The organism is Candidatus Omnitrophota bacterium, assembly GCA_028717245.1.
GTDB lineage: Bacteria > Omnitrophota > Gorgyraeia > Gygaellales > Profunditerraquicolaceae > JAGUYA01.
Genome location: JAQUOD010000001.1, coordinates 256,992 through 280,675, shown reverse-complemented (window position 1 = coordinate 280,675; position 23,684 = coordinate 256,992). Strand labels below are relative to the sequence as shown.

The window sequence follows — 23,684 nt, the reverse complement described above, 5'->3', positions numbered from 1 at the left end:
ATATGCCTTTACTTTCGGTAATAGTACCGGTTTATAATGAAGTAAAAACCATAAAGCAGATTTTAGAAAAGATAAATTCTGTAGATATTGATAAGGAAATAATAGTCGTAGATGATTGTTCCTGCGATGGCACCAGGGATGTCCTAAGAGGCATCAAATATAATAATTTAAAAATTATACAACACGATATTAACAAGGGTAAAGGTGCAGCTTTCTTGACTGGATTATCTTACGCAACCGGAGAATTTACAATAATTCAGGATGCAGACCTGGAGTATAACCCTGCTGATTATATAAGGTTAATCCGGGCCTTAAGGCAATATAACGCCGATATGGTCCTGGGTGCCAGGTTTAAAGAGGGCTACCACGGCCTGTTGATACATAGATTGGGTAATAAGGTTTTAACCCTGCTTCTGAACCTTTTATTCGGTTTAAAGCTTAATGACTGCTTTACCTGTTATAAGCTATTCTTGACGGATACAATCAAAAAGTTAAAGCTCAAAGAACAGAGTTTTACCATAGAGACAGAGATAGTTGCTAAAGCCGCTAAGAAGGGATTATCTATAGTAGAAGCCCCCGTGTCATATAATCCCCGGCTTTATTCTGAAGGAAAAAAAATAAGGTGCAGAGACGGTATCCGGGCGATAATCAGCATAATCAAGTATCGTTTTACAGATTAAAAATGCCTAAAATTATTAAATACCTGGATTGCATAATCTACTGGTCCATTGTTTTGATGCCTTTTTCTATGGCTATTTCTCCTGTCCCGGTGAGCGTATTTGAGGGATTTCTAATATTCAGTTTTTTCACCAAGAAATTGTTAAAAAAAGAACGGATATTTAGCGCTACCGTTATAAATATTCCTTTATTGCTTTTATTCGCCATAACCTGCCTGTCGGTGATTAATTCTATAAATTATTTTGACACCCTAAAAGGTGGAATATTTAAATTACTAAGATATATTTTTATTTTTTTTATTGTATCCGAAGAGGCCAGGGACGCCGGGCACATCAGGAAGATTGTTTTTTCGGTAACGCTCGGTATAATCCTGGCGTCTTTTGACGGGATATGGCAGGTAGCCACAGGCAGGGATTTTATACGGGGTTATGCGCCGGTGTTAAATATAGGTTTAGTGCGCGCCACAGCCGCATTTAAGGACTCCAATCTCCTGGGGATTTATTTGAGCGCCTTAGCGCCGCTGGTATTCGGGCTTATGCTTTATTATTACCGGAAAGGAAAGAAGGCGTTGATGCTACTGGCAAGCTTTATTGCCCTAGTGGGCATAGCGCTTACTTATTCCAGGCCAACCCTGCTTGCTATTTATATCGCCTTATTTTTTCTGGGCATTGCCAGAAAAGATAAAAAAATGGTTATTTTTCTGATTGTAATTTTATTAATTGTGCCTTTTATCCTGCCAAGATCTGTTAAAGATTGGGCTAAGTTAGTAGATAATAATCCCCTTAGGTTCATGTGCAACGATGACCGGATAGCGGTTTACCGTAATTCCCTGAATATGATAAAAGCCCATCCTTTTATAGGGCTGGGCGCAAATACCTATATGAAAAACTATAAGTATTACCGCGAGCCTGTTGAATACCGTGGTGTTGTGACCAAAGATTATATGTATGCGCACAATAATTTTCTGCATATGGCTTCTGAAATAGGCCTGATCGGCCTGGGAATATTTATCTGGCTGCTTTATAAGTTATTTAGGCAGTGCGGGGATATTTATAAAAGGCTTAAAGACGGTTATCTCAGAATAGTCTTTCTTTCTCTATCAGCTTGCCTTATTGCTTTTTTGGTAAACGGCCTGACGGAGAGCAGCCTGTATTATTCCAGGGTAGCTGTGATATTCTGGTATATGGCTGGCTTATCTCTAGGGTTTAAGAAGTTTATCTATGCAGATACCTAAAGAAAAGATTAAAAATATACTAGTTGTACGTAATGACAGGTTCGGCGAATTTTTACTCAATATCCCTGCTTTTAGGGCATTAAAAGAGACGTTTACCCATGCCCGCTTGATTATGGTAGTAGACCCATGTGTAAAAGAAATAGCAGAAAGCTTCACCTTTATAGATGAAATAATCGAATGGAGCAGGCAAAAACATTCCTTGCCGGAAAAATTAAAGACAGTTAATTTATTACGTAAAAAAAATATCGACATGGCGATAATGCTAAATCCAACTAAAGATTTTAATATTATTGCCTGCCTGGCAGGGATACCGATTAGAGCAGGCTATGATAGAAAATGGGGTTTCCTGCTCACCCATAAAATAAAAGATAAAAAGTATCTGGGTGAAAACCATGAAGTTGAATATAACTTGAAGTTAGTTTCCCTGGTAGGGGCAAAAATAGATGATAAGGCGCTATCTATAACTATCGACCATAATATAATCAATGGCCTATTGAAAGATTATGGTATCCAAGATTACGCTAATCTAGTGGCATTACATCCCTGGACGAGCGATCCGATAAAACAATGGCCTGCGGAATATTTTTACGCCTTAGCGCAAAGATTGGTCCGTGAATTGAACCTGAGGGTTATCGTTATAGGCGGTGAGGAAGAAGCAGGAAAAGACATATATTTTCGTAAGGATTCCTTAAGAGATAACCTGATCAATATCGCCGGCAGGACGACCTTAAAGCAGCTGGCAGCGCTCTTAAGTAAATGTAAATTACTGATTTCCGGAGATAGCGGGCCGGTACACCTGGCTTGCGCAGTAAATACGCGGGTATTAGCCATCTTTAGAAACGATATCCCGGGTAAAGGCCCGAGGAGATGGGGCCCTTGGGGCGAGGGGCATATTGTCGTAGAAAATAAGAATCTTAACCAGATAAGCGTGGATGAAGTATTAGAAAAAGTAAGAGGGATGTTAGCCAAAAGATGAATTCCTGTAAATTCCTGATCATTAATCCCTTTGGCATAGGGGATGTTTTATTTACGACTCCTGTTATCAGGGCGATAAAAGAAAACTATCCGGATAGTATTATTGATTATTGGTGTAATGGAAGGGTAGCCCCGGTTTTAAGAAATAACCCGCGTATTGATATGGTTTTTGCTTTGTCCAGAGGAGACCTCAAAAAAATTTACCGGGAATGCATATACAAGGGGATATTTAGATTCTGGGATTTATTATTTCGGATCAGAAAGGAAAGGTTTGGCGCGGCCTTAGACTTTTCTTTAGACCACCGCTATGGCCTGATAGCTAAATTTGCAGGTATTAAAAAACGTATCGGGTTTAACTATAAGAAGCGCGGAAGGTTTCTTACGGACAGGATAGATATAGACGGCTATAGTGATAAACATGTTGTAGAATATTACTTAGATTTATTGAAAATATTAGCTATAATACCTCAAAGCCGTATTTTAGAATTATTCGTATCAGAAGCCAGCAGGGCGAAGGTGAAGGGTATCTTTGGCAGCTATGGCGTCAAAGATAAAGATGTGGTTATCGGTATTGCCCCGGGCGCAGGCGTAAGCTGGGGGCAGGACGCCTCTTTGAAGCACTGGCCGGCAAAAAAATTTGCGCAATTAGCGGATAAGCTAATCGCTAATTTTGGCGCCAAGATAATCATAATCGGAGATGAATCGGAAAAGCCGATTGCCGATACGTTAATGAATGCCATGCGCGAAAAAGCAATAGATCTAACAGGTGCCACAACCCTGGAAGATTTAAGCGCGGTTATAGATAATTTAGCTGTTTTGGTTACCAATGACGGAGGGCCTTTACATATGGCAGCGGCATTGGGTAAAAAGACAGTTTCGTTTTTCGGCCCGGTTGACCCGCGGGTATACGGGCCTTACCCCGTCGATGAAAAACGCCATATCGTTTTAAGGAGCAATCTGGAATGCAGCCCCTGTTATGTCAAATTTCACCTTTCAGGCTGCGGGAACAATAAAGAGTGCCTGGAGGCGATTGATGTTGATTCAGCGCTGGATGCCGTAGCTAAATTATTATAAAAAAGGAAGGTATTTCTATGAATAAATTGCCTATATTAGACTTAAAAAAACAGATTGCTCCTATTCGCCGGGAATTAGATGATGCTATTAAACGTATCATTGATAATACCAATTTCATTTTAGGCGAGGAAGTGCGCGATTTTGAAAATGCGGTGCAAAAATACTGTAAGATAAAATACGCTATCGGGGTTTCTAACGGCACCGATGCTATAAAGTTAGCGCTTCTGGCCTCAGGTGTTAAACAGAAAGATAAGGTATTATGCCCTGCTTTTACTTATTATGCTACAGCCGGGGCAATAGCCAGTATGGGCGCTATACCTGTTTTTGCCGATATTGACCCCCAAACCTATAATATCTCTGTTGAGAGCATAGAGAAAATTCTTAAAAAGGACCGGAGAAGAAAAATTAAAGCTATTGTGCCGGTGCATCTTTATGGCCAGTGCGCTGATATGGATAATATATTGAAAATAGCCAGAAAATATAAATTGAAGGTTATAGAGGATGCTGCGCAGTCCTTTGGAGCAGAATACCTCACCTGCTCAGGCAGGCAGGATAAAGGTAAAAAATCCGGGACAATGGGGGATTGCGGCTGTGTGAGTTTTTTCCCGGGTAAGAACCTGGGTGCGTTTGGAGATGCGGGAATGGTTCTCACCAATAGCGATATTGTAGCAAAGAGGCTGAAAATCCTGAGAAACCAAGGGAATGAAGACAGGTATTATCATATACTCTTAGGATTCAACAACCGCATGGATACCATTCATGCTGCTGTCCTTAAGATAAAACTAAAATATCTTGATTCCTGGAACCGCAAGAGGCAGGAAAATGCCGAATATTTAAACGCCAATATTAAGGGTTCGGGCATTAAGATTCCGTCGGTGCCTTCATATACTACTCATATTTATCATCAATATGTCTTAAGAATGAATTCCGATAGTGCAAAGTTAATAGAGCATTTAAGAAGCAAGGGGATCGATTCGCGCGTTTATTATCCGCTCCCTTTACACTTACAAAAATGCTTCCGTTACTTAAAGTATAAAAAAGGGGATTTCCCGCAAGCCGAGGAGGCATCGCGCGAAACCCTGGCCATACCTATATATCCGGATTTGACAAAAGAGGAGATGGATTATATCATTACCAGCATAAAGGAGTTTTTTAAATGATTAACCTATCCGTTGTCATATTGACTAAAAACGAAGAAGCAAATATAGAGAGGTGCCTTGAGTCTGTGGCAGGCTGGGCCGGCGAGATAGTGGTGGTGGATGATGAGAGTACGGATAAGACCGTAGACATTGCCTCCAGGTATACCGATAGAATAATTATCAAAAAGATGGATATTGAAGGCAGGCACAGAAATTTTGCCTATGCCCAGGCTAAGAATTTATGGGTTTTGAGTTTAGACGCCGATGAAGTAGCTACCGAGGATCTCAAGGAAGAGATTAAAGATACGCTAGCCCATCACGCGCAATATAACGGTTTTACTATCCCGCGCAGGAATCTTATCGGTGATTACTGGGTCAAATACGGCGGCTGGTATCCTAGCCCCCAATTAAAGCTTTTTCGTAAGGACAAATTCCGCTTTGAAGAAGCCGAAGTGCATAGCCGCGCCTTTATGGATGAGCCTTGCGGCCATTTAAAATCGGACATCATCCATTATACTTACCGCGATTTTGAGGATTTTTTGAAAAAACTGAATAGACAGACGACACTGGAAGCATTAAAGTGGTTTAATCAGAAAAAGCCGATGCGGTTGGCAAGGTTCATCTGGAGGACGCTGGATAGATTCGTACGCACATACATAGGAAGGAGAGGTTATAAAGACGGCCTTATAGGATTCGTAATCGCTTTTTATGCGGCCTTATACCAATTCATCGGTTATTTAAAATATCAGGAATTAGTTTTATTAAAAAAGGAGAAAGAAAGCAAATGAGGATACTAGTTACCGGAGGTGCGGGCTTAGTCGGCAGCCATAGCGCTGAAATTTTTGCCTTAAGTAACCCCAAAAATAAAGTCATTGTTTTGGATAACCTGATGCGTTCTAAGATTTTTGGTTATGACAAGGCATCCGTAGAATTTAACTGGAATTACTTAAAGCAATTCAGGAATATTGAGCGGATAAAAGGGGATGTGTGTAATGATAAAGATGTTACCAGGGCTATCGGTAAGGGGGTGGATATAGTGATTCATACCGCTGGTCAACCCGGAGTCCCTTCAAGCGTAAGGATGCCAAAAGAGGACTTTAGTATTAATGCCTTTGGTACGCTTAACGTTTTAGAGGCAGTACGGAAGAAATCAAAAGATACGGTTATTGTTTATTGTTCGACAAATAAAGTTTACGGGGAGAATGTCGATAAGATATCTTTAGCAGAAAAAGAAAAAAGATATGCCTATAAAGATGTCGCGGGTGTTTCGGAAGAGATGAGTACGGACTTAACCGGCCACACCCCTTACGGCGTCTCTAAGTTAGTGGGCGATTTATACGTTCAGGAGTACAGCCATATTTATAATATGAAGACAGCGGTATTTCGGATGTCCTGCACTTACGGCACGCGCCAGTTTGGATTTGAAGACCAGGGATGGGTAGCCTGGTTTATCATCGCGACGCTTTTTAATAAGCCGATTACTATTTACGGTAACGGTAAACAGGTGCGCGACATGCTTTACGTCGATGACCTGGTAGATGCCTTTAATTCTTTTATCAATAGCGATTTAGAGAGCGGGCTCTTTAATATCGGCGGCGGGGCAGATAATACCATATCGCTCTTAGAATTTTTGGATGAATTAGAGGGATTGTCCGGCAGAAGGCCGAAAGTAAACTTTGCCGATTGGCGGCCATCAGACCAAAAGGTCTATATCTCGGATACCTCAAAGCTGGAAAAAACCCTGAATTGGAAGGCCAAAACTTCGGTCAAAGAAGGCATAAAGAAACTATTTGAATGGGTTAAGGACAATGAAAGTTATTTTTCTGGATAGAGACGGCGTAATCAATGAATATCCCGGCGATAAGGATTATGTAAAATCGTGGAATGAATTCCATTTCTTACCCAAAGTAAAATCCAGCCTGAAAAAGTTATGCGAAGGGGGTTTTAAGATTTTTATTATCTCTAATCAGGCAGGAGTCTCTAAAGGAATATACAGCCAGAAAACCTTAGATACAATCACCCGGAATATGCTTCAGGAACTGGATAGCGATAAGATTAAGATCGCGGGAGTATATTATTGCACCCATCGCCAGGAAGATAATTGTTCCTGCCGTAAGCCCAAGACAGGGCTTATTGACTTGGCACTTTCCGGATTAAAGGGCAATGGCTTAAAATCAAAAATTTCCGTTGGTTATTTTATCGGAGATACCACAAAGGATGTAGAAACCGGCAAGGCAGCGGGCTTAAAGACTATCCTGGTTTTTTCCGGTAAAGAGAAACCGGAGAATAAAAGCAGATGGGGCGTCTTGCCTGATTACCTGGCGCAGGACATATCCGAGGCAGTAGATTTAATCCTTAAATAGCACATAATAATCAACCTACGGCTCCCCCAGGCTAAAGTCTAGGGCCGTTAGAGGTTGATACTGAGCTGGTTTCCTCTCCGCCATTAATGGCGGGGCTTCCAAACAGCGAACGTATGAAAATAATTATTACTTATGCCTCTGCGGGCGCAGGGCACCGTCGGGCAGCAGAGGCAATATATAATTATTTTAAGGAAAATTGCCCCGCCCTGGATTTAAAAATAATAGATGCCTTAGAAAAAACCAATTTTTGTTTTAAGAACGCTTACAACTATGGATATCCTTTTTTAGTAAACCATGCCCTCTGGTTGTGGCGCTTTAGTTTCTGGCTTACCTATATCAGATCTTTAAGGCCGTTTGGCAAAACTATCCTTTCCGTTATAAATCAGCTGAATACGCGCAGATTATCCGATTTCCTAATTCAAGAAGACCCTGATTTTATCATTTCTACGCATTTCCTTCCTTCAGAGATTGCCGCCCGGTTGAAGAGAAAACATAAGTTAGCATCTAAATTGATTACCGTAATTACGGATTTCGGCGTTCATCCCTTTTGGATAGCGCAGGGTACCGATACCTATGTAGTGGCTTGCGACGTGAGCAAGCAAAAATTGATTCGTGAGGGCGCGAAGGGAGCGGAGATAAAAATCTTGGGTATACCCATAGATACCAGGTTTATAAAACAATATGATAAATACGCCTTATGCAGGAAATTCGGCCTTAAACCGGATGAATTTACAATATTAATCGTTACCGGTTCATTCGGAGTGGGCAGGATTGAAGAAGTAGTAGACTTGCTATATGAGGACGCACAGATTCTGGCTGTCTGCGCTAATAATAAGAAGCTATACACAAGATTAAAAGAGAAAGATTATCCTCGCTTGAGAGTATTTGGTTTTATCGATAATATAGAGGAGTTAATGGCTATATCGGACATAATGGTAGCTAAACCGGGAGGCCTGACTGTCTCTGAGAGCCTGGCTATGGAGCTTTTGCCGGTTTTTATTACTAGTATTCCCGGCCAGGAAACAGAGAACGCCGATATCCTATCCGTTAAATCGCTATCTATTAATGTCCGGAAAATTACCGCCTTGAGAGATATAGTCCTGGATTTTAAGGCGCATCCGGATAAATTAAAGAGCATAAAAGAAAATATCCGACGGGAAAAAAGGCCTTATGCCGTAAAGGATTTGTGTAATGCTATATGCCAAGGTAGTCTTAGGCCTGCCAATTGACGGCCCATTCGATTACAGTATCCCCTTAAGCCTTTCTAAGAAAATAAAACCGGGTATGCGGGTATGGGTAGAACTGCGTAACCGCAGGATGCTGGGCTATGTAGTCAAAGTTAGCCCTACGACATCTATCAAAAATACAAAGCCGCTTTTGGATGTAATCGATGAATCGCCATTGTTGGGTGAGAATATGCTTTTATTGGCCCGTAAGTTATCCGATTATTACGGCTGTTCCTGGGGAGAGGCCATTGAAACAGCGCTGCCGGATGGGGTAAGGAAGGGCAGAAAGATACCGGAGATAAGAGTAAAGAAGAATATAGGTAAGCCGTCCGGTTGTCAGGATGTAATGCTGCTTCATGATCCAGGAGGGAGATTAAGGTGGGAGGTTTATCTGAACGCGATAAAGCAGGCTTTAACAGATAAAGAATCGGCAATAGTTTTATTGCCCGATGTTGAATCGGTCCTGGAGGCAAAAGAAATAATTACTACCCGGCTGCTGGGTATTTCTGCGGGGTTATCATACAGGAAGCAGCCTAAGGAGACCGAAGAATGGGTTAAAACAAAGAATAGCGATTCCAGCGTTATCCTCGGCACGCGCTCTGCCGTATTTGCCCCGGTGAATAACCTGGGGTTAGTGATTATAGATGAAGAGGGGGACTCTGTTTATAAGCAGGACCAGGTGCCGCATTATCACGCAAGAGACTTAGCTTTTATGCGTACAGATATCGAAAAGGCAAAGCTTATATTAGGTTCTGCTTCACCGTCCTTAGAAACCATTTTTTTAGCCAGGGAAGGAAAAATAAAATATACCTTTCTCACCCGGCAGGACAATTATCCCGAGACAAAAATTATCGATATGCGTAACCTTCCATATAAATCTAAACACGGAGAAATAATATTATCCAGGTATTTGCAGGATTGCATAGTGCAGGCGCTTGGCGAAAAAGGTAAAATTCTCTTGTTCCTCAACCGACGGGGTTTTGCTACTTTTGCCTCCTGCCGCCATTGCGGCACGGCCTTGAAGTGCCCGCGCTGCAATGTTAACCTGGTATATTATTTTAAAGATAATATGCTGGGCTGCCGTTATTGTAATTTTAAGATGCTCCCTCAAAAGATCTGCCCTAACTGTAACGCCGGATACATACGTTATTCGGGTATAGGCACGGAAAAAATAGAAAGCGAATTATGCCGCCTTTTTCCCCAGGCAAGAATTAAAAGGATAGATAACCTTAAAGACATAGATATGCAGGACGCAGATATTTTTATTTCTACAGCCGTGATACTTAAAAAAAAGGAATATAATTTCGACCTTATTGGCGTGCTTTCCATAGATAATTCCTTAAACCGCGTTGATTTTCGCTCAACCGAAAAAACCCTTGCCTTATTAACAAAGATTTTGGGTTTGGCCGGAAAGAGATTATTGATACAGACAAGGTTGCCTAAACATTATTGCTTGCGGGCGTTAGAAAGCAATAACATGGATATATTTTATGAAGAGGAGTTAGGACAAAGGAAACAGCTGGGTTTTCCGCCCTATCGGCATTTATGTTTGCTAAAGTTAAGAGGCAAAAATGAGGAAAGGGTTAAAGAAATAACCGGCGATTTGTTTAACAGATTGAGTAAATCCGGTAAAAATAACAGGGCTCTAAATTTCGTCTCGGTCAATCCGGGGGAACCCGCAAAATTGCGCGGAAATTTTTATTGGCAGATATTGGCAAAAGGGAGTTCTCCCGTAAGAATGGTTAAATATCTAAAATTACACTTAAAAAATTTTTCACATTCAGGTATAATAGTAACTATAGACATGGACCCGTTTTAATAAGCCGTAAGTTGTAAGCCATAAGCCGTAAGCTTAATACTTAAAGCTTATAGCTTAAAGCTAAAAAATAAGGCTTCTAACTTTAATGAATATTATATTTTTTGGAAGTTCTCATTTTGCAGTGGCCTCATTAAAGGCCCTGTTAAGTTCGAAGCACCGGATTAGCTGTGTAGTCACGCAGCCCGACAAAAAGAAGGGCCGGGGGCTGGCTATGGGCGCTACGCAAGTTAAGGCCGTAGCTAGAGAATCCGGCCTGGACATATATCAGCCCGAACGGATTAATACAGCGCAGGCATTAGGTTTGTTAAAAGGCCTAGAACCGGATTTATTTGTGGTCATAGCCTACGGCCAGATATTATCCGAAAATGTCTTAGCTATCCCGAAAATCCTAGCCATAAATGTCCATGCCTCAATTCTACCGAAGTATAGGGGGGCAGCGCCTATTAATTGGTCGATAATCAATGCCGATAAAACCACGGGTATCACCGTTATAAAGATGGTAAGGGAAATGGATGCCGGCCCTGTAATCATGCAGAAAAAGATAGGTATCGCTGAAGATGATACGGCTGTTACCTTAGAAAATAAATTGTCTAAGTTGGCAGCGGAACTGCTCTTAACCTGCCTTGAATCCGTTGAAAATAATAATTATAAATTGGCCCCCCAGGATAAGGATAACGTAACTTTTGCGCCGAAACTCAAAAAAGAAGACGGTAAAATAGACTGGGGTAAGCCCGCTGAGGATATCCATAATCTTATCAAAGGGTGCCTCCCCTGGCCGGGCGCTTTTACATATTATAAAGGTAAATTATTAAAGATTTATCAGGCAGACGTTGTCAAAGTGTCAAAGTGTCAAAGTGTCAAAGTGTCAGGAGAGATAACAGAGGTCTCTAAAGAAGGCATAGCTGTGGTAACGGGAAGAGATGATTTAATAATTAGAGAGTTGCAAATAGAAGGCAGAAAAATAATGGAGACGCAGGATTTTATTAAGGGCCATAAGATTTCCGCCGGAGAGAAGTTATTATAAAAAAGGCATTACGAAGATGTTGTGATCAAAACAGTTCATTTAAGAGAGTTGAAAAGGCATTTGTTTCCATGCTCTTAATCAATAAAACCCGCTTGCGCAGATATTCAGTATTGATATACATCTTTTCGTCCTTATACATCAATCCGGGAATTTTTACATATTGACTGTAGCAGTGGTATAGGGCTGATTTTAAATATTCGATATGGTGCGCGGATAAAGGTTTAATTTGGTTATTTCCATAAACTATAGACTTACTCGGGACATCTTTTGTGACAACAGAAGATGCGGCAACAATAACACAATCACCTATTCTTATTTCTCCGGAAATTACCGCATTAGCATATATTCTGACTAGGTTGCCTATTCTTGCTTTATGATTCGTAGTATATCCATTAAAACGTATATTTTTTCCATTTGTTCCTATTGTGACATTTTGCCCAATAAGGCAATCACAACCTATTTCGTCAATACTTAAAGTGATTCCATATGCATGGGGGATCATTATCCCGTTATTTAAAAAAAACTTCGGCGGTTCGCATAGGCATGCTATATTAATCCGGTCTTCATTAGAAAATTTTCCGATTAGCCGGTTGAAAAAATATAATATATTTTTTGCTATCGGGTTAAATATACCCAATTTTTGTCCACAGTAGAAATCATACATATCTTTTTTAGTAAATGGCTTTAAGATGGAGTTATTGTTTTTTATTATACTGTGCATTATAAATTTCATATCTCTACAGGTTTCTTTAATTTCGGTTCATCCTGAGCTATTTTACAATAGTTAAATATTTTTTTCAATAAGATTCATTAAAAAATTCGTCTCCATTTTATAAAAAATATTTGCATAAAAAATAAGCTATGGTATAATCTCTCGATATGCCTGAACTAAGGAAAGATCCGATTATAGGTAGATGGGTTATTATTGCTACTGAGCGCGCAAAGCGGCCCGACCAATTTTCAGGGCATGCTGAGGAGGCTTATGTCGAGCAGCCCTGCCCTTTTTGCGAAGGTAGCGAATCCCAGACTCCGCCGGAAATATATGCCGTAAGGCCTAACTTTACTCCTGTCAATAAGCCGGGATGGGAATTAAGGGTGGTACCGAGTATCTCGCCTTTTTTAAGGATAGAAGGAGACTTGGGCAGAAGGGGCAAGGGCCTTTATGACATGATGAACGGCGTAGGCGCGCATGAAATTGTCATAGAGACGAATAAGCATATCGCTAATATGGCAGATTTAGGCGAAGAGCAGGTGGCAAAGGTGATAACCTGTTATATAGATAGGATTACAGATTTAGAAAAAGATAGGCGTTTTAAATATGTCCTGGTATTTAAAAACTATGGCTGGATAGCCGGGGGCGGCAGGCTCAAGCATTCACGTTCCCAGTTAATCGCTACTCCGGTTAATCCTAAACGCGTCAAGGAAGAGCTGGTAGGCGCGCGGCAATACTACGATTATCATGAGCGCTGCGTATTTTGCGATTTGATCAGGCAGGAACTGGAATCCAAGGATAGGCTCATCCTTGATATAGACGGTTTTATTGCCGTTACGCCCTTTGCGGCAAGGTTTCCTTTTGAAGTCTGGATTCTGCCTAAAAAGCATTCCTGTGATTTTACCAATATGGATATGAATGCGCGTTTGAACCTGGGCAGGATTTTGAAAAAAGTCCTATCAAAACTAAAGAAAGGCCTGAATGATCCGCCTTACAACTATATTTTGCATACCGCCCCTTTTAGGCGGCAAAAGGTAGGTTACTGGAAGAGTATAGACCAGGATTATCACTGGCATATTGAGATTATGCCGCGGCTTACCCGCGTAGCCGGTTTTGAATGGGGCACGGGATTTTACATTTGCCCTTTGCCCCCTGAAGATGCGGCAAAATTTTTAAGAGAGGTTGAAGTTTAAAATGTCAGAATTAAGAAGGGATCCTATCGGCGGCAGATGGGTCATAGTAGATACCGATAACCCCCGTAAGCCAGAAGATTTCGAACATGAACCGCACATCTGGAGAGGGGGTGCGTGTCCTTTCTGCTATGGTAACGAAGCCTCAACCCCGCCTGAGATAGATGTTTTTCGCAGCCCCTCGACCCAGCCTAATACCCCCGGATGGCAGGTCCGCGTTGTTTCCAATAAATTTCCTGCGCTGCAGATTGAAGGCGATTTGGACAGAAGAGGCCTGGGTATATATGATATGTCGAATGGAGTAGGGGCGCATGAGGTGCTCATTGAAACGCCGTATCATAATAAGGACCTGCCGGATTTATTAAACGAAGAAGTAGAGAAGATTATCCTTATGTGTTGCCGGCGGGGATCGGATCTGGTAAAAGATAAGCGTCTAAAATATATACTCCTTTTTAAGAATTACGGCCCTTCAGCCGGCGCATCGCTGGAACATCCGCATACCCAGCTTATTGCGCTGCCCATGGTGCCTAAAAACGTGATGGAAGAAATTAAGGGGGCGCAGGATTATTTTAATTACCGGGAACGTTGTATATTCTGCGATATCATACGGCAGGAAACACAGGAAAAGGAAAGGATAATATTAGAAAATAAATATTTCCTTTCATTTTGTCCGTTTGTGTCGCGTTTTCCTTTTGAGACCTGGATTATCCCTAAGAAGCATAATAGCCATTTTTATCAAATGACACAGGATGAAATACCCCAGCTGGCAGCTATATTAAGAGAGACTATCGCTAAAATAAAAAGGATTTTTGCCAGCCCTGCTTATAATTTTATCATACATTCTTCTCCGATTAACGGAGATGGAGGGGTAGAGTATTATCACTGGCACATTGAATTAATGCCTAAATTAACGCGCGTCGCCGGTTTTGAGTGGGGTTCGGGTTTTTATGTCGTGCCCACGCCGCCGGAACTGGCAGCGAAATATCTAAAAGAAAAGTAAAATGACAACTAGTGTCAAAGTATCAGTGTATCAGAGTGTCAAAAAATAATCTGACTTTGATACCTTGACACTTGATACTTTGATACAGGCGTATCTAAAAGGAGGTTAACGAAATGGCAGTAAAGGTGGGTATTAACGGTTTTGGCAGGATTGGCAGGCTGGTATATAGGGCAGCATTAAAGAAACAAAGTAAAGAGCTGGATTTCGTCGCCGTAAATGATCTGCCCGTCGGTACAAAAACATTGGCGCATCTATTAAAATACGATTCTAATTTCGGCACGCTGGAGGCGACAGTAGAAGCCAAAGAGGATGCTTTGGTTGTAAATGGCAAGACGCTTAAGATTCTAAGCGCTAAATCTCCGTCAGAGATACCATGGAAGGATTACGGAATAGATTTAGTTATAGAGTCATCGGGGGTATTTACCGATAAAGAAAAGTGTATCGGCCATATAACTTTCGGCGGTGCGAAGAAGATTATTATCAGCGCGCCGGCAAAGGGCGAGGATATTACAATAGTGCTGGGCGTAAATGAGAATAATTATGACCCGCAAAAGCATAATATAATTTCTAACGCCTCCTGCACGACTAATTGTCTGGCACCCATGGCTAAGGTATTAATGGATAATTTCGGCATAAAGAGTGGGTTGATGACTACGATACACTCTTATACCAATGACCAGAAAATTTTAGACCTGCCCCATAAGGACTTGCGCCGCGCACGAGCCGCAGCCCTTTCTATGATACCTACTTCAACCGGAGCTGCCAAGGCTATCGGTTCGGTTATACCTGAGCTTAAAGGTAAAATGGACGGCTTGGCGATACGCGTTCCCACTCCGGATGTCTCTCTTACAGACCTAACCTGCATCTTAGAAAAGGATACTACGGTAGAGACGGTAAATGTGGCGTTCAAAAAGGCGTCTGAAACTCATCTTAAGGGTATCCTGCAGTATCTTACCGAACCCTTAGTCTCCAGGGATTTTTATGGTTCTGATTATTCCTGCATCTTTGATGCCGAGTTAACCAAAGTCATTGATGGCAAACTGGTTAAGATTATGGGTTGGTATGACAACGAGTGGGCGTACTCCTGCCGGGTAGTGGATTTATGTGATTATATCGTGAAGAAAGGTTTATAAACATACGAAAACTATAAGGGGGCGGGGATTAAGCCGCCCCTTTTTTATTATAACTCCCTCATATATAAAAACTTTCCTTTCTCATAAAGTCGTTTTTCTCCTCTAAAACCTAAAAAAAACTACTTGATTTTATCATCAAATATGGTATTATAAACTTTCTATCTGATCTGTTCATAACCTGAACAAGTATCGAAAATGAATAATTCAATCAAAATCTTTGATTCCGAAAAGACCCTCCATGTGCTTAAAGAGATAGAACACAATCCCCAGATAACTCAACGCGACCTTGCCCAAAAACTAGAAATCAGCCTGGGTAAGATAAATTTCCTCATCAATGCCCTGATAGACAAAGGCATAATCGAGATAAAAAACTTTAAGAATGCCAAAAATAAACTTGCCTACAGATATTTGCTTACCCCCCAGGGCATAAAAATAAAGCTTCAGCTGACCTATAAATTTTTTATCTGGAAAACGCAGGAATACGAGAGATTAAAGGAGGAAATAGAACGCTTGAAAAAAGAAACACCTTCTATTTTGTCTAAAGAGGAGCTAATTTAACCATGAAAGGTATAATTTTGGCAGGAGGAAAAGCAACAAGGCTGCATCCAATCACCCTTGGTGTCTGTAAACAGATGCTGCCCGTATATGACAAGCCTATGATTTATTATCCTCTATCGGTTTTGATGCTGGGGGGTATCAAGGATATCCTTGTCATTTCTACGCCTAAGGATTTGCCAAGGTTTAAGGATTTATTGGGTGACGGACGTGATTTAGGCATAAAACTTTCTTACGCCATACAACGGGACCCCAAGGGTATAGCGGAAAGCTTTATCATTGCAGAGAAATTTATTGCGGAAGATAGCGTCTGTTTAATCTTAGGGGATAATATATTTTATGGAAATAATCTGGGCGAATTTTTGAAAGAAGCAGCTTCCCTGAAGGAAGGGGCACGCATCTTCGGTTATTATATAAAGGACCCCCGGCGTTACGGAGTTATAGAATTTGACGATACGGGCGAGGCAATCTCTATCGAAGAAAAGCCTAAAAAACCCAAATCAAACTATGCGGTTTGCGGAATTTATTTCTACGATAATAACGTCGTAAAAATCGCCAAAAACTTAAAGCCGTCCAAAAGAGGGGAAATAGAAATAACGGAAGTGAATAACGAATACATAAAAATGGGAAAGTTAAAGGTACAATTGATAGGCAGAGGTTATGCCTGGCTGGATACGGGAACGTACGATTCCCTGATTGATGCTTCCCTGTTTATAAAGACGATCGAAGAGCGGCAGGGCTTAAAGATCGGCTGTATAGAAGAAATCGCCTACAGGATGAGCTACATTAATAAGAAACAACTGCAAAAATTGGCCGGGGTTATAAATACGGAATACGGTGAATACCTAAAGAGAATTTGCGAAAATGAAAGATAAAATCCTTATTTTCGGTAAAGGTTTTATCGGAACCAGGTTGCAAGAGGAATTGAATTGTGACCTTGCTGATAGAAAGATTTATTCATATAAGGACGCAGAAGAGGAGATTAAAAAGGCCCGTCCGGATGTTATTATTAACTGTATCGGCAATGTCGGGACTAATGTTGACGAATGCGAAAAAGACTTAGATAAGACTCTGTTAGCAAACACATTCGTGCCGGTTATCCTGGCTGAGGCGGCATTACGCAATAATATCAGGCTCGTCCATATAAGCACCGGCTGCATTTATCATTACGATTATCATAAAGATAAACCGATAGATGAAGAGAAAGAACCTGATTTTTTTGAGCTTTTTTATAGCCGCGCAAAGATATATTCCGAGAAGGCCCTGACGGCGCTATCTAAGAAATATCCGGTTTTAATTATCAGGATCCGCGTCCCTTTGGATAACCGGCCCCACCCCAGGAATATACTTACCAAACTAATTAATTATAAAAGAATTATCGATCTTCCTAATTCAGTTACTTATATCCCCGATTTTATAAAGGCATTAAGGCATTTAATCAAAACCGATGCTAAAGGTATATACAATGTAGCAAATAAAGGCGGGTTAAGGTATCCGCAGCTTTTGGATATTTATAAGAAATACGTTTCCGGATTTAAATACGAAATTGTGGATTATAAAGAGCTGAATATGGTGAGAACGAATTTGATTTTATCTACCCGGAAGTTAGAAAAATCCGGTTTTAAAACAAGGCCTATAAAAGAGGTATTGGAAGAATGCGTAAGTTCCTATATAAAATATTAGTAACTGGCGGCGCAGGATTTATCGGTAGTGAATTTGTACGCCATTCGGTCAGCAGGGGCCTAGAGGTTATAGTTTTGGATAAATTGACTTATGCTGGCGATTTAGAAAGGCTCAAAGGCGTAAAAGGAAAATATAAATTTTACCAGGTAGATATATGTGCTAAAAAACAGATAAATTATATTTTAGCTAAAGAACGGCCTCGGATTTTAGTAAATTTTGCCGCCGAGACCCATGTGGATAGAAGCATTAAAAATGCATCGGCATTTATCAAAGCTAATATTGAAGGGGTGCATGTTCTTTTAGAGGCTTCCCTGAAACATAAAGTTAAGAAGTTTATCCAGATTTCTACTGATGAAGTATACGGAGAGATAAAAGAGGGTAAATTTACGGAACAGTCTCCTTTAAAGCCAAATAGCCCCTATGCGGCCTCCAAGGCTGCGGCTGATTTGTTTATCGGTTCCTATATCAGAACCCATGGCTTGCCTGCGATTATCATCAGGCCGTGTAATAATTATGGCCCATGGCAATATCCGGAAAAACTTATCCCCTTAGCAGTTTTAAAAATATTAAGGAAGGAAAAGATACCCGTTTATGCCGCTGGTAAGAATATCAGGGAATGGCTTTATGTGGAGGATTGCATTAAGGGGGTATTGCGGATTATAGAAAAAGGCAAAACTGGCGAGATTTATAATTTAGGAAGCCAGCAGGAGCGGCAGAATATAGAAGTAGTAAAATTCCTGTTACATATTTTAAAGAAACGCCAGGATTTGATAGCGTTCGTGAAAGACAGGCCCGGACACGATTTAAGGTATAGTTTAGATTCCAGTAAGGTTTTTAAGGAAACCGGCTGGAAAGCTAAATTAAACTTTAAGGATGGGTTAAGAGTAACGGTAGAATGGTTTGTGGGACATAGGGATTGGCTTTTAAGCAAGCGATAGAACATCTAGCCACAGTAGGAGTAACTAAATGATACCTATATTAGACCTTAAGAAGCAAATTACGCCTATCCGTGTTGAAATAGATTCAGCGATAAAAAAAATAATAGATAACGCAAACTTTGTCTTTGGCAAAGAGATTGACGAATTCGAAGAGAAGGCCGCAAAATATTGCCGGGTGAAATATGCAATAGGCGTATCTAACGGCACAGATGCCATTAAATTATCTCTGGTTGCGCTTGGAATCAAACCGGGGGACGCAGTCATATGCCCTGCCTTTACCTATTACGCATCAGCAGGGGCAATCGCAAGTATGGGGGCAATACCTATTTTTGCAGATATTAATCTCGATACCTACAATATTTCAATTGATTCTATAGAAAAGGCCATAAAACAAAGAAGAAAACAGAGAATAAAAGCAATCGTCCCGGTTCATCTTTACGGCCAATGTGCTGATATGGATGGTATTTCAAAAATAGCCAAGAAATATAAGCTCAAGGTTGTTGAAGATACGGCGCAGGCATTTGGCGCAGAATATAAAGGGAAGAAAGCCGGCACGATGGGAGATTGTGGTGCAGTAAGCCTCTTCCCGGCTAAAAATTTAGGTGCCTTTGGCGATGCGGGCGCAGTTTTGACTAATAATCGAGTTATTGCTGAAAGGTTAAAGATTTTTAGAAATCAGGGGAATGAAGAAAAATACTGTCATTTAGTTGTTGGTTATAATAATCGCCTTGATACGATTCAGGCCGTAATCTTAAGCGTAAAAATAAAATATCTCGATGCCTGGAACAAAAAAAGACAGGAGAACGCCAGTTATTACAATAAACAACTCCAAGATTTACCGGTTAAAACCCCGTTTGTCCCTGAATACGCAAATCATATATATCACCAGTATGTCTTACGCTTGGATGGGCCGAGTAAAAAATTAATTGAGCATTTAAGAAATAAAGGAATTGACGCGCGCGTCTATTATCCTACGCCGCTGCATTTACAGAAGTGTTTTAAGTACTTAGGTTATAAAATGGGTGATTTTCCCGAATCAGAAAGAGCTTCTTGCCAGACGCTTGCCATACCCGTATATCCGGATTTGACTAAAGACGAAATGGATTACATTATCGCTTCGATTAAAGAGTCGTTTAAGAAGCACTGCTTATGAAAATCCATAAAAATATTGTTACGACCTTTATCTTGAATAATAAAGCCGTATTGATTTTATTCCTATTAGCTTTATTTGTGAGATTAATATATCTATTTTCCTTTCCTCAGTTCCCCTTAGATGGTTCGCAATACAAAGATGATTTGCAATATATCGGTATTGCTAAAAACATATTGTCCGGAAATGGATTTTCGTATGATTATGTTAATCCAACGGCTGCTAGAGCCCCTATTTACCCCTTATTTTTAGCCGTAACCTATTTTATTTTTGGCTATGATAACCACAATATGGCGAGGATATTACAGGCAATAATTGGAGCCGTCAGTTGCCTTCTTATTTATTTTATAGCAAAAAAACTTTATAGTTCTAGTATCGGTTTTTATGCAGCATTATTAACAGGCATTTATCCTTCTTTGATAGGATATACTGGGTTGCTATATTCAGAAACCTTAGCAGCGTTTCTGCTATCGTTAGCCATATTATTTTATTTATTATCCAATAAGAGAAAGTCATTTATCCTTTTTGTCATAACGGGGATATTTTCCGGATTATTAATTTTATGTTCCCCTAAATTTCTATTTTTACCACTTATTTTTGGATTTTCTATTTGTTTTTTGAATAAATTCCAAAAAGGATTTTTTAAATATTTCTTCGGATTAATGGCTGGCGCTGTTTTTATGTTAACCCCATGGACCATAAGAAATTTTAATGAATTTGGAAAATTTATTCCCGTTGTAACCGGTTCAGGTACGACATTATGGTATTCTACTTTGCCCGAGGATAATACTGAATGGAGGTTTGATAGGGAGCCGCTTCTTTCAGAATTTAGAAATTTTGCTCATGGGCCTCAAGGCATCCATAAGTATGAACGGGAGGATTTTATTTTTTCTGCTAAAACAAATGAAATTTTTGCGCGAAAAGCGTTAAATAATATAAAAAATAATCCCTTATTATTTATCAAGCTTTCTGTTAAGCGTCTTTTCAGACAGTGGCTGGCAAGCAATGGAAACAGTCTATATCCATTAAGAGGCAAAATTAGTGATTATTTCATAAGTAAGGATTACGGCCTTTTTCTTATCAAGATATCCCTGGCTATCTTACAGATATGTATAATTGTTTTTGGATGTCTAGGCATATTTGTTGATTTTAGCTCAAACAAAATGAACATTTTCTCACCGTTATTTTTATCAATTTTTTATTCGTCGATAATAAATAGTATCTTTATGACCCAGCCAAGATATCAAATACCAGTATTGGGATTACTGTTTATTTATACTGCCTTAGGCAGTCACTGGGTATTCTTGAAGCTATCTAAAACCCGGAATTTTTTAAGAATAGGCTCTTTGTTAATAATAAACAAATGAGTCAAACGTTGGAGAATCCAAAAGTCTCGGTAGTTATTCCGGTAAAAAACTCAGCTAAAACCATTGGCAATTGCCTGGCTGCGCTTTATTTGAATAATAATGTTGATTTCGAAACACTGGTTGTGGACGATGGATGCACAGATAATACTATAGATATTGTTTCAAAGTATAAGTGCTCAGTATTAAAAAATAATGTCTATCCCGGAGTTTCTGGAGCAAGAAATGCCGGGGCTTTTGTGGCTAATGGAGATGTGCTTGTGTTTATTGATTCAGATATCGTGGTTTCTAAAGATGCGTTATTAAGAATATCAGAAAGAATTCAATCTACGGATGCCGTAGTGGGCATACTCAGTAAAAATATAAGGTACAATAATTTTTCTAGCCAATACAAGAACTTGTGGATGAACTATACCTTTAATAAACTTGCGGATAATATTTCCTTAATATTTTCCAGTGTGGCAGCTATCAAAAGAGACATATTTCTAAAGCACGGGGGATTCGATGTCAATTATATGTCTCCGAACGTAGAAGATAACGAGCTTGGAATAAGGCTGCGGGATGCCGGATATAGCATAATCCTTGATAAGGATTTGCAAGTCGAGCATCTGAAGAAGTATACCTTTTTGAGCCTCCTGAAAACTCACTATTCTAGGACTAAAGGATTAATAAAATTATATCACCGCAAAAAACTAATCGGATTATCTAAAAAAAATCCCAGTTCTGTGCCTAATAATTATCTTTTTAACATTCCGTTAACCATCGCGTTGATATGTTTATTATTTAGCTTTTCTTTAAGAGGCCATATATCTTCAAAAATAGCAATAGCGGTTTTTTTATCTACCCTGTTTGTTTTTATAAACTTTAACTGGCTCCATTTCTTAAATAAGAACAGAGGCGTATTTTTTGCCTTAAAAAGCCTCCTTTACTTACCATTAGAGTTTATAGTGATTATTTTTGGTTTAGCTATCGGCCAAATAGAGTATTTAACCGGTAAAAGGTATTAAATGAAAAAAAGAATCGGTTTTATTGTCCCGAATACGGATAAACAAGTCCGTTACGGTAAATTATCTAAATTAGGTTCATATCTGCCTTCTTTAGGCATAGCTTATATCTCTGCCGTAGTTGAAAAGGAGGGGTATGAAGTAAGCATAATTGATGCGGAAGTTAATAATTATTCGGACGAAGAAGTTATGAAAGAAGTATCTAGGCTGCACCCGGGAGTCATAGGGTTCCAGACTTTTTATAATACCATTGATAGTTGTTTTCGGCTGGCTAATAGGATAAAGGCATATAATAAGGATATTATTATAGTTTTCGGTGGGATACAGTCCACATTATTTCCGGAAGAAACCTTAAATAATCACTATGTAGACTATGTTGTTATGGGGGAAGGCGAAATAATTTTTAAGAATTTATTGAAACACATATATTCCGCAGAGGAGGCAAACAAAATAAAAGGCCTCGTATATAGAGATAATAATAAAATAATAAAAAACCCTCGCGAAGAAAATATAATGGATTTAGATTCTTTGCCTCTTCCGGCACGGCATTTATTCCCCATGGATTTATACAGGTCTTCAGGTAATCTCAGGGGAAAGCGCAACCTGCATATCATGAGCTCCCGGGGTTGCCCGTTTTCCTGCGCATTTTGTGAAAGCCATATGACTTTCGGTAAGACAAACAGGTTTCACGGCACCGATAGGGTTATCCAGGAACTTATTATTTTGAGGGACATTCATGGGGCCGATGCCATACAATTTTATGATGAAAGTTTTACATTAAACAAGGAAAGGGTATATAACCTATGCGATCAGATGAGAAAGCGAAAGATAAATTTACCCTGGTCATGTTTTACCAGGGTTAATTTGATAGATTTAGACTTGTTAAAGGCAATGAAGGCGGCAGGGTGTTATCAGATTTTTTTTGGCGTTGAATCCGGGGTGCCCCGTTTATTAAAACTAATAAATAAGCTACATACCCTAGAGCAGGTAAAGAAAGCATTTGAACTTACAAATAGAGTCAGAATACAATCTACAGCTTCTTTTATTTTGGGTTTGCCTACGGAAACCAGCGAAGAGGCATCGCAAACCATAGCATTTGCCAAAGAGATAAAACCAACTTTTGCCAATTTTTTATTATTTTGTCCCTTCCCGGGCACCGACATATACGATATTAGCTTGAAAAACGGCAATATTCTGGAGAAAGATACCTCTAAATGGTCTAACTTTAATGAAAACCAGATTGTTTATCTGACGCATGGCAGAGAGAAAAAAGATATCTTGCAATCAGTTAAGAAAGGTTATAGGGAATTTTATCTGCGGCCGCAGTATTTTTGGAATGTTTTGCCGTTATTTAACAAAGATGACTGGTGGAAATTCCTAAAAATCTGCAGTTCCGCATATAAACTTTTATTGCCGAATTAAT

At 39.9% G+C, this 23,684-nt stretch carries 23 protein-coding genes; 22 read left to right on the top strand and 1 reads right to left on the bottom strand.

Annotation, left to right across the window (positions count from 1 at the left end; translation table 11 throughout):
* Positions 1-2: 2 nt before the first annotated feature.
* From PHV44_01475 to fmt, 11 genes are all read left to right on the top strand, one after another.
* Positions 3-680 (top strand): glycosyltransferase family 2 protein, encoded by a 678-nt coding sequence (locus PHV44_01475; protein MDD5591954.1) that lies wholly within the window; start codon positions 3-5, stop codon positions 678-680.
* 2 nt (positions 681-682) lie between these two features.
* Positions 683-1,912, top strand: a complete 1,230-nt coding sequence (locus tag PHV44_01470) for an O-antigen ligase family protein (GenBank protein ID MDD5591953.1) — start codon at positions 683-685, stop codon at positions 1,910-1,912.
* The gene (locus tag PHV44_01465; protein MDD5591952.1) at positions 1,899-2,888 is read left to right on the top strand and encodes a glycosyltransferase family 9 protein; all 990 of its coding nucleotides are present in this window, start codon (positions 1,899-1,901) and stop codon (positions 2,886-2,888) included. The genes PHV44_01470 and PHV44_01465 overlap by 14 nt, the downstream gene beginning before the upstream one ends.
* Positions 2,885-3,961: a lipopolysaccharide heptosyltransferase II gene (gene waaF, locus PHV44_01460; GenBank protein ID MDD5591951.1), complete on the top strand. Its 1,077-nt coding sequence runs from the start codon at positions 2,885-2,887 to the stop codon at positions 3,959-3,961. Before PHV44_01465 ends, waaF begins: the two co-directional genes overlap by 4 nt.
* A 17-nt stretch (positions 3,962-3,978) precedes the next feature.
* On the top strand, positions 3,979-5,121 hold the full coding sequence (locus tag PHV44_01455; GenBank protein MDD5591950.1) for a DegT/DnrJ/EryC1/StrS family aminotransferase: 1,143 nt from the start codon (positions 3,979-3,981) through the stop codon (positions 5,119-5,121).
* Positions 5,118-5,888: a glycosyltransferase family 2 protein gene (locus PHV44_01450; protein ID MDD5591949.1), complete on the top strand. Its 771-nt coding sequence runs from the start codon at positions 5,118-5,120 to the stop codon at positions 5,886-5,888. Before PHV44_01455 ends, PHV44_01450 begins: the two co-directional genes overlap by 4 nt.
* Entirely contained in the window at positions 5,885-6,931 is a 1,047-nt protein-coding gene (locus tag PHV44_01445) for a GDP-mannose 4,6-dehydratase (protein MDD5591948.1), read from the top strand. Before PHV44_01450 ends, PHV44_01445 begins: the two co-directional genes overlap by 4 nt.
* Positions 6,909-7,463, top strand: a complete 555-nt coding sequence (locus PHV44_01440; protein MDD5591947.1) for an HAD family hydrolase — start codon at positions 6,909-6,911, stop codon at positions 7,461-7,463. Before PHV44_01445 ends, PHV44_01440 begins: the two co-directional genes overlap by 23 nt.
* 113 nt (positions 7,464-7,576) lie before the next feature.
* The gene (locus tag PHV44_01435; GenBank protein MDD5591946.1) at positions 7,577-8,692 is read left to right on the top strand and encodes a glycosyltransferase; all 1,116 of its coding nucleotides are present in this window, start codon (positions 7,577-7,579) and stop codon (positions 8,690-8,692) included.
* Complete coding sequence (gene priA, locus PHV44_01430) at positions 8,655-10,508, top strand: primosomal protein N' (GenBank protein MDD5591945.1); 1,854 nt, start codon at positions 8,655-8,657, stop codon at positions 10,506-10,508. The genes PHV44_01435 and priA overlap by 38 nt, the downstream gene beginning before the upstream one ends.
* Positions 10,509-10,593: 85 nt before the next feature.
* The gene (fmt, locus tag PHV44_01425; GenBank protein MDD5591944.1) at positions 10,594-11,532 is read left to right on the top strand and encodes a methionyl-tRNA formyltransferase; all 939 of its coding nucleotides are present in this window, start codon (positions 10,594-10,596) and stop codon (positions 11,530-11,532) included.
* A gap of 25 nt (positions 11,533-11,557) precedes the next feature.
* On the opposite strand, the gene PHV44_01420 is transcribed toward fmt, so the two are convergent.
* Positions 11,558-12,253, bottom strand: a complete 696-nt coding sequence (locus tag PHV44_01420) for a transferase (protein MDD5591943.1) — start codon at positions 12,251-12,253, stop codon at positions 11,558-11,560.
* 158 nt (positions 12,254-12,411) lie between these two features.
* On the opposite strand from PHV44_01420, the gene PHV44_01415 reads away from it, so the two are divergent.
* The 11 genes from PHV44_01415 (at position 12,412) to PHV44_01365 (ending at position 23,683) form a co-directional block, all read left to right on the top strand.
* On the top strand, positions 12,412-13,437 hold the full coding sequence (locus PHV44_01415; protein ID MDD5591942.1) for a DUF4931 domain-containing protein: 1,026 nt from the start codon (positions 12,412-12,414) through the stop codon (positions 13,435-13,437).
* Position 13,438: 1 nt separating this feature from the next.
* Positions 13,439-14,434, top strand: coding sequence for a galactose-1-phosphate uridylyltransferase (galT, locus tag PHV44_01410; GenBank protein ID MDD5591941.1), 996 nt, complete (start codon positions 13,439-13,441; stop codon positions 14,432-14,434).
* A gap of 113 nt (positions 14,435-14,547) precedes the next feature.
* Positions 14,548-15,567: a type I glyceraldehyde-3-phosphate dehydrogenase gene (gene gap, locus PHV44_01405; GenBank protein ID MDD5591940.1), complete on the top strand. Its 1,020-nt coding sequence runs from the start codon at positions 14,548-14,550 to the stop codon at positions 15,565-15,567.
* 195 nt (positions 15,568-15,762) lie between these two features.
* Positions 15,763-16,125 carry a MarR family EPS-associated transcriptional regulator gene (locus PHV44_01400; GenBank protein MDD5591939.1) on the top strand — a complete coding sequence of 121 codons (363 nt, stop codon included), beginning with the start codon at positions 15,763-15,765 and terminating at the stop codon, positions 16,123-16,125.
* A gap of 2 nt (positions 16,126-16,127) precedes the next feature.
* Positions 16,128-16,997: a glucose-1-phosphate thymidylyltransferase RfbA gene (gene rfbA / locus PHV44_01395; protein ID MDD5591938.1), complete on the top strand. Its 870-nt coding sequence runs from the start codon at positions 16,128-16,130 to the stop codon at positions 16,995-16,997.
* Complete coding sequence (locus tag PHV44_01390) at positions 16,987-17,805, top strand: sugar nucleotide-binding protein (protein MDD5591937.1); 819 nt, start codon at positions 16,987-16,989, stop codon at positions 17,803-17,805. The genes rfbA and PHV44_01390 overlap by 11 nt, the downstream gene beginning before the upstream one ends.
* Positions 17,778-18,743: a dTDP-glucose 4,6-dehydratase gene (gene rfbB / locus PHV44_01385; protein MDD5591936.1), complete on the top strand. Its 966-nt coding sequence runs from the start codon at positions 17,778-17,780 to the stop codon at positions 18,741-18,743. Before PHV44_01390 ends, rfbB begins: the two co-directional genes overlap by 28 nt.
* Positions 18,744-18,771: 28 nt before the next feature.
* A complete protein-coding gene (locus tag PHV44_01380; GenBank protein MDD5591935.1) occupies positions 18,772-19,896 on the top strand; it encodes a DegT/DnrJ/EryC1/StrS family aminotransferase in 1,125 nt (374 codons plus the stop codon).
* Entirely contained in the window at positions 19,893-21,260 is a 1,368-nt protein-coding gene (locus tag PHV44_01375) for a glycosyltransferase family 39 protein (protein MDD5591934.1), read from the top strand. Before PHV44_01380 ends, PHV44_01375 begins: the two co-directional genes overlap by 4 nt.
* A gap of 8 nt (positions 21,261-21,268) precedes the next feature.
* Positions 21,269-22,264 carry a glycosyltransferase gene (locus PHV44_01370; protein MDD5591933.1) on the top strand — a complete coding sequence of 332 codons (996 nt, stop codon included), beginning with the start codon at positions 21,269-21,271 and terminating at the stop codon, positions 22,262-22,264.
* Entirely contained in the window at positions 22,265-23,683 is a 1,419-nt protein-coding gene (locus PHV44_01365) for a radical SAM protein (GenBank protein ID MDD5591932.1), read from the top strand.
* The last annotated feature ends 1 nt before the right edge of the window (position 23,684 follow it).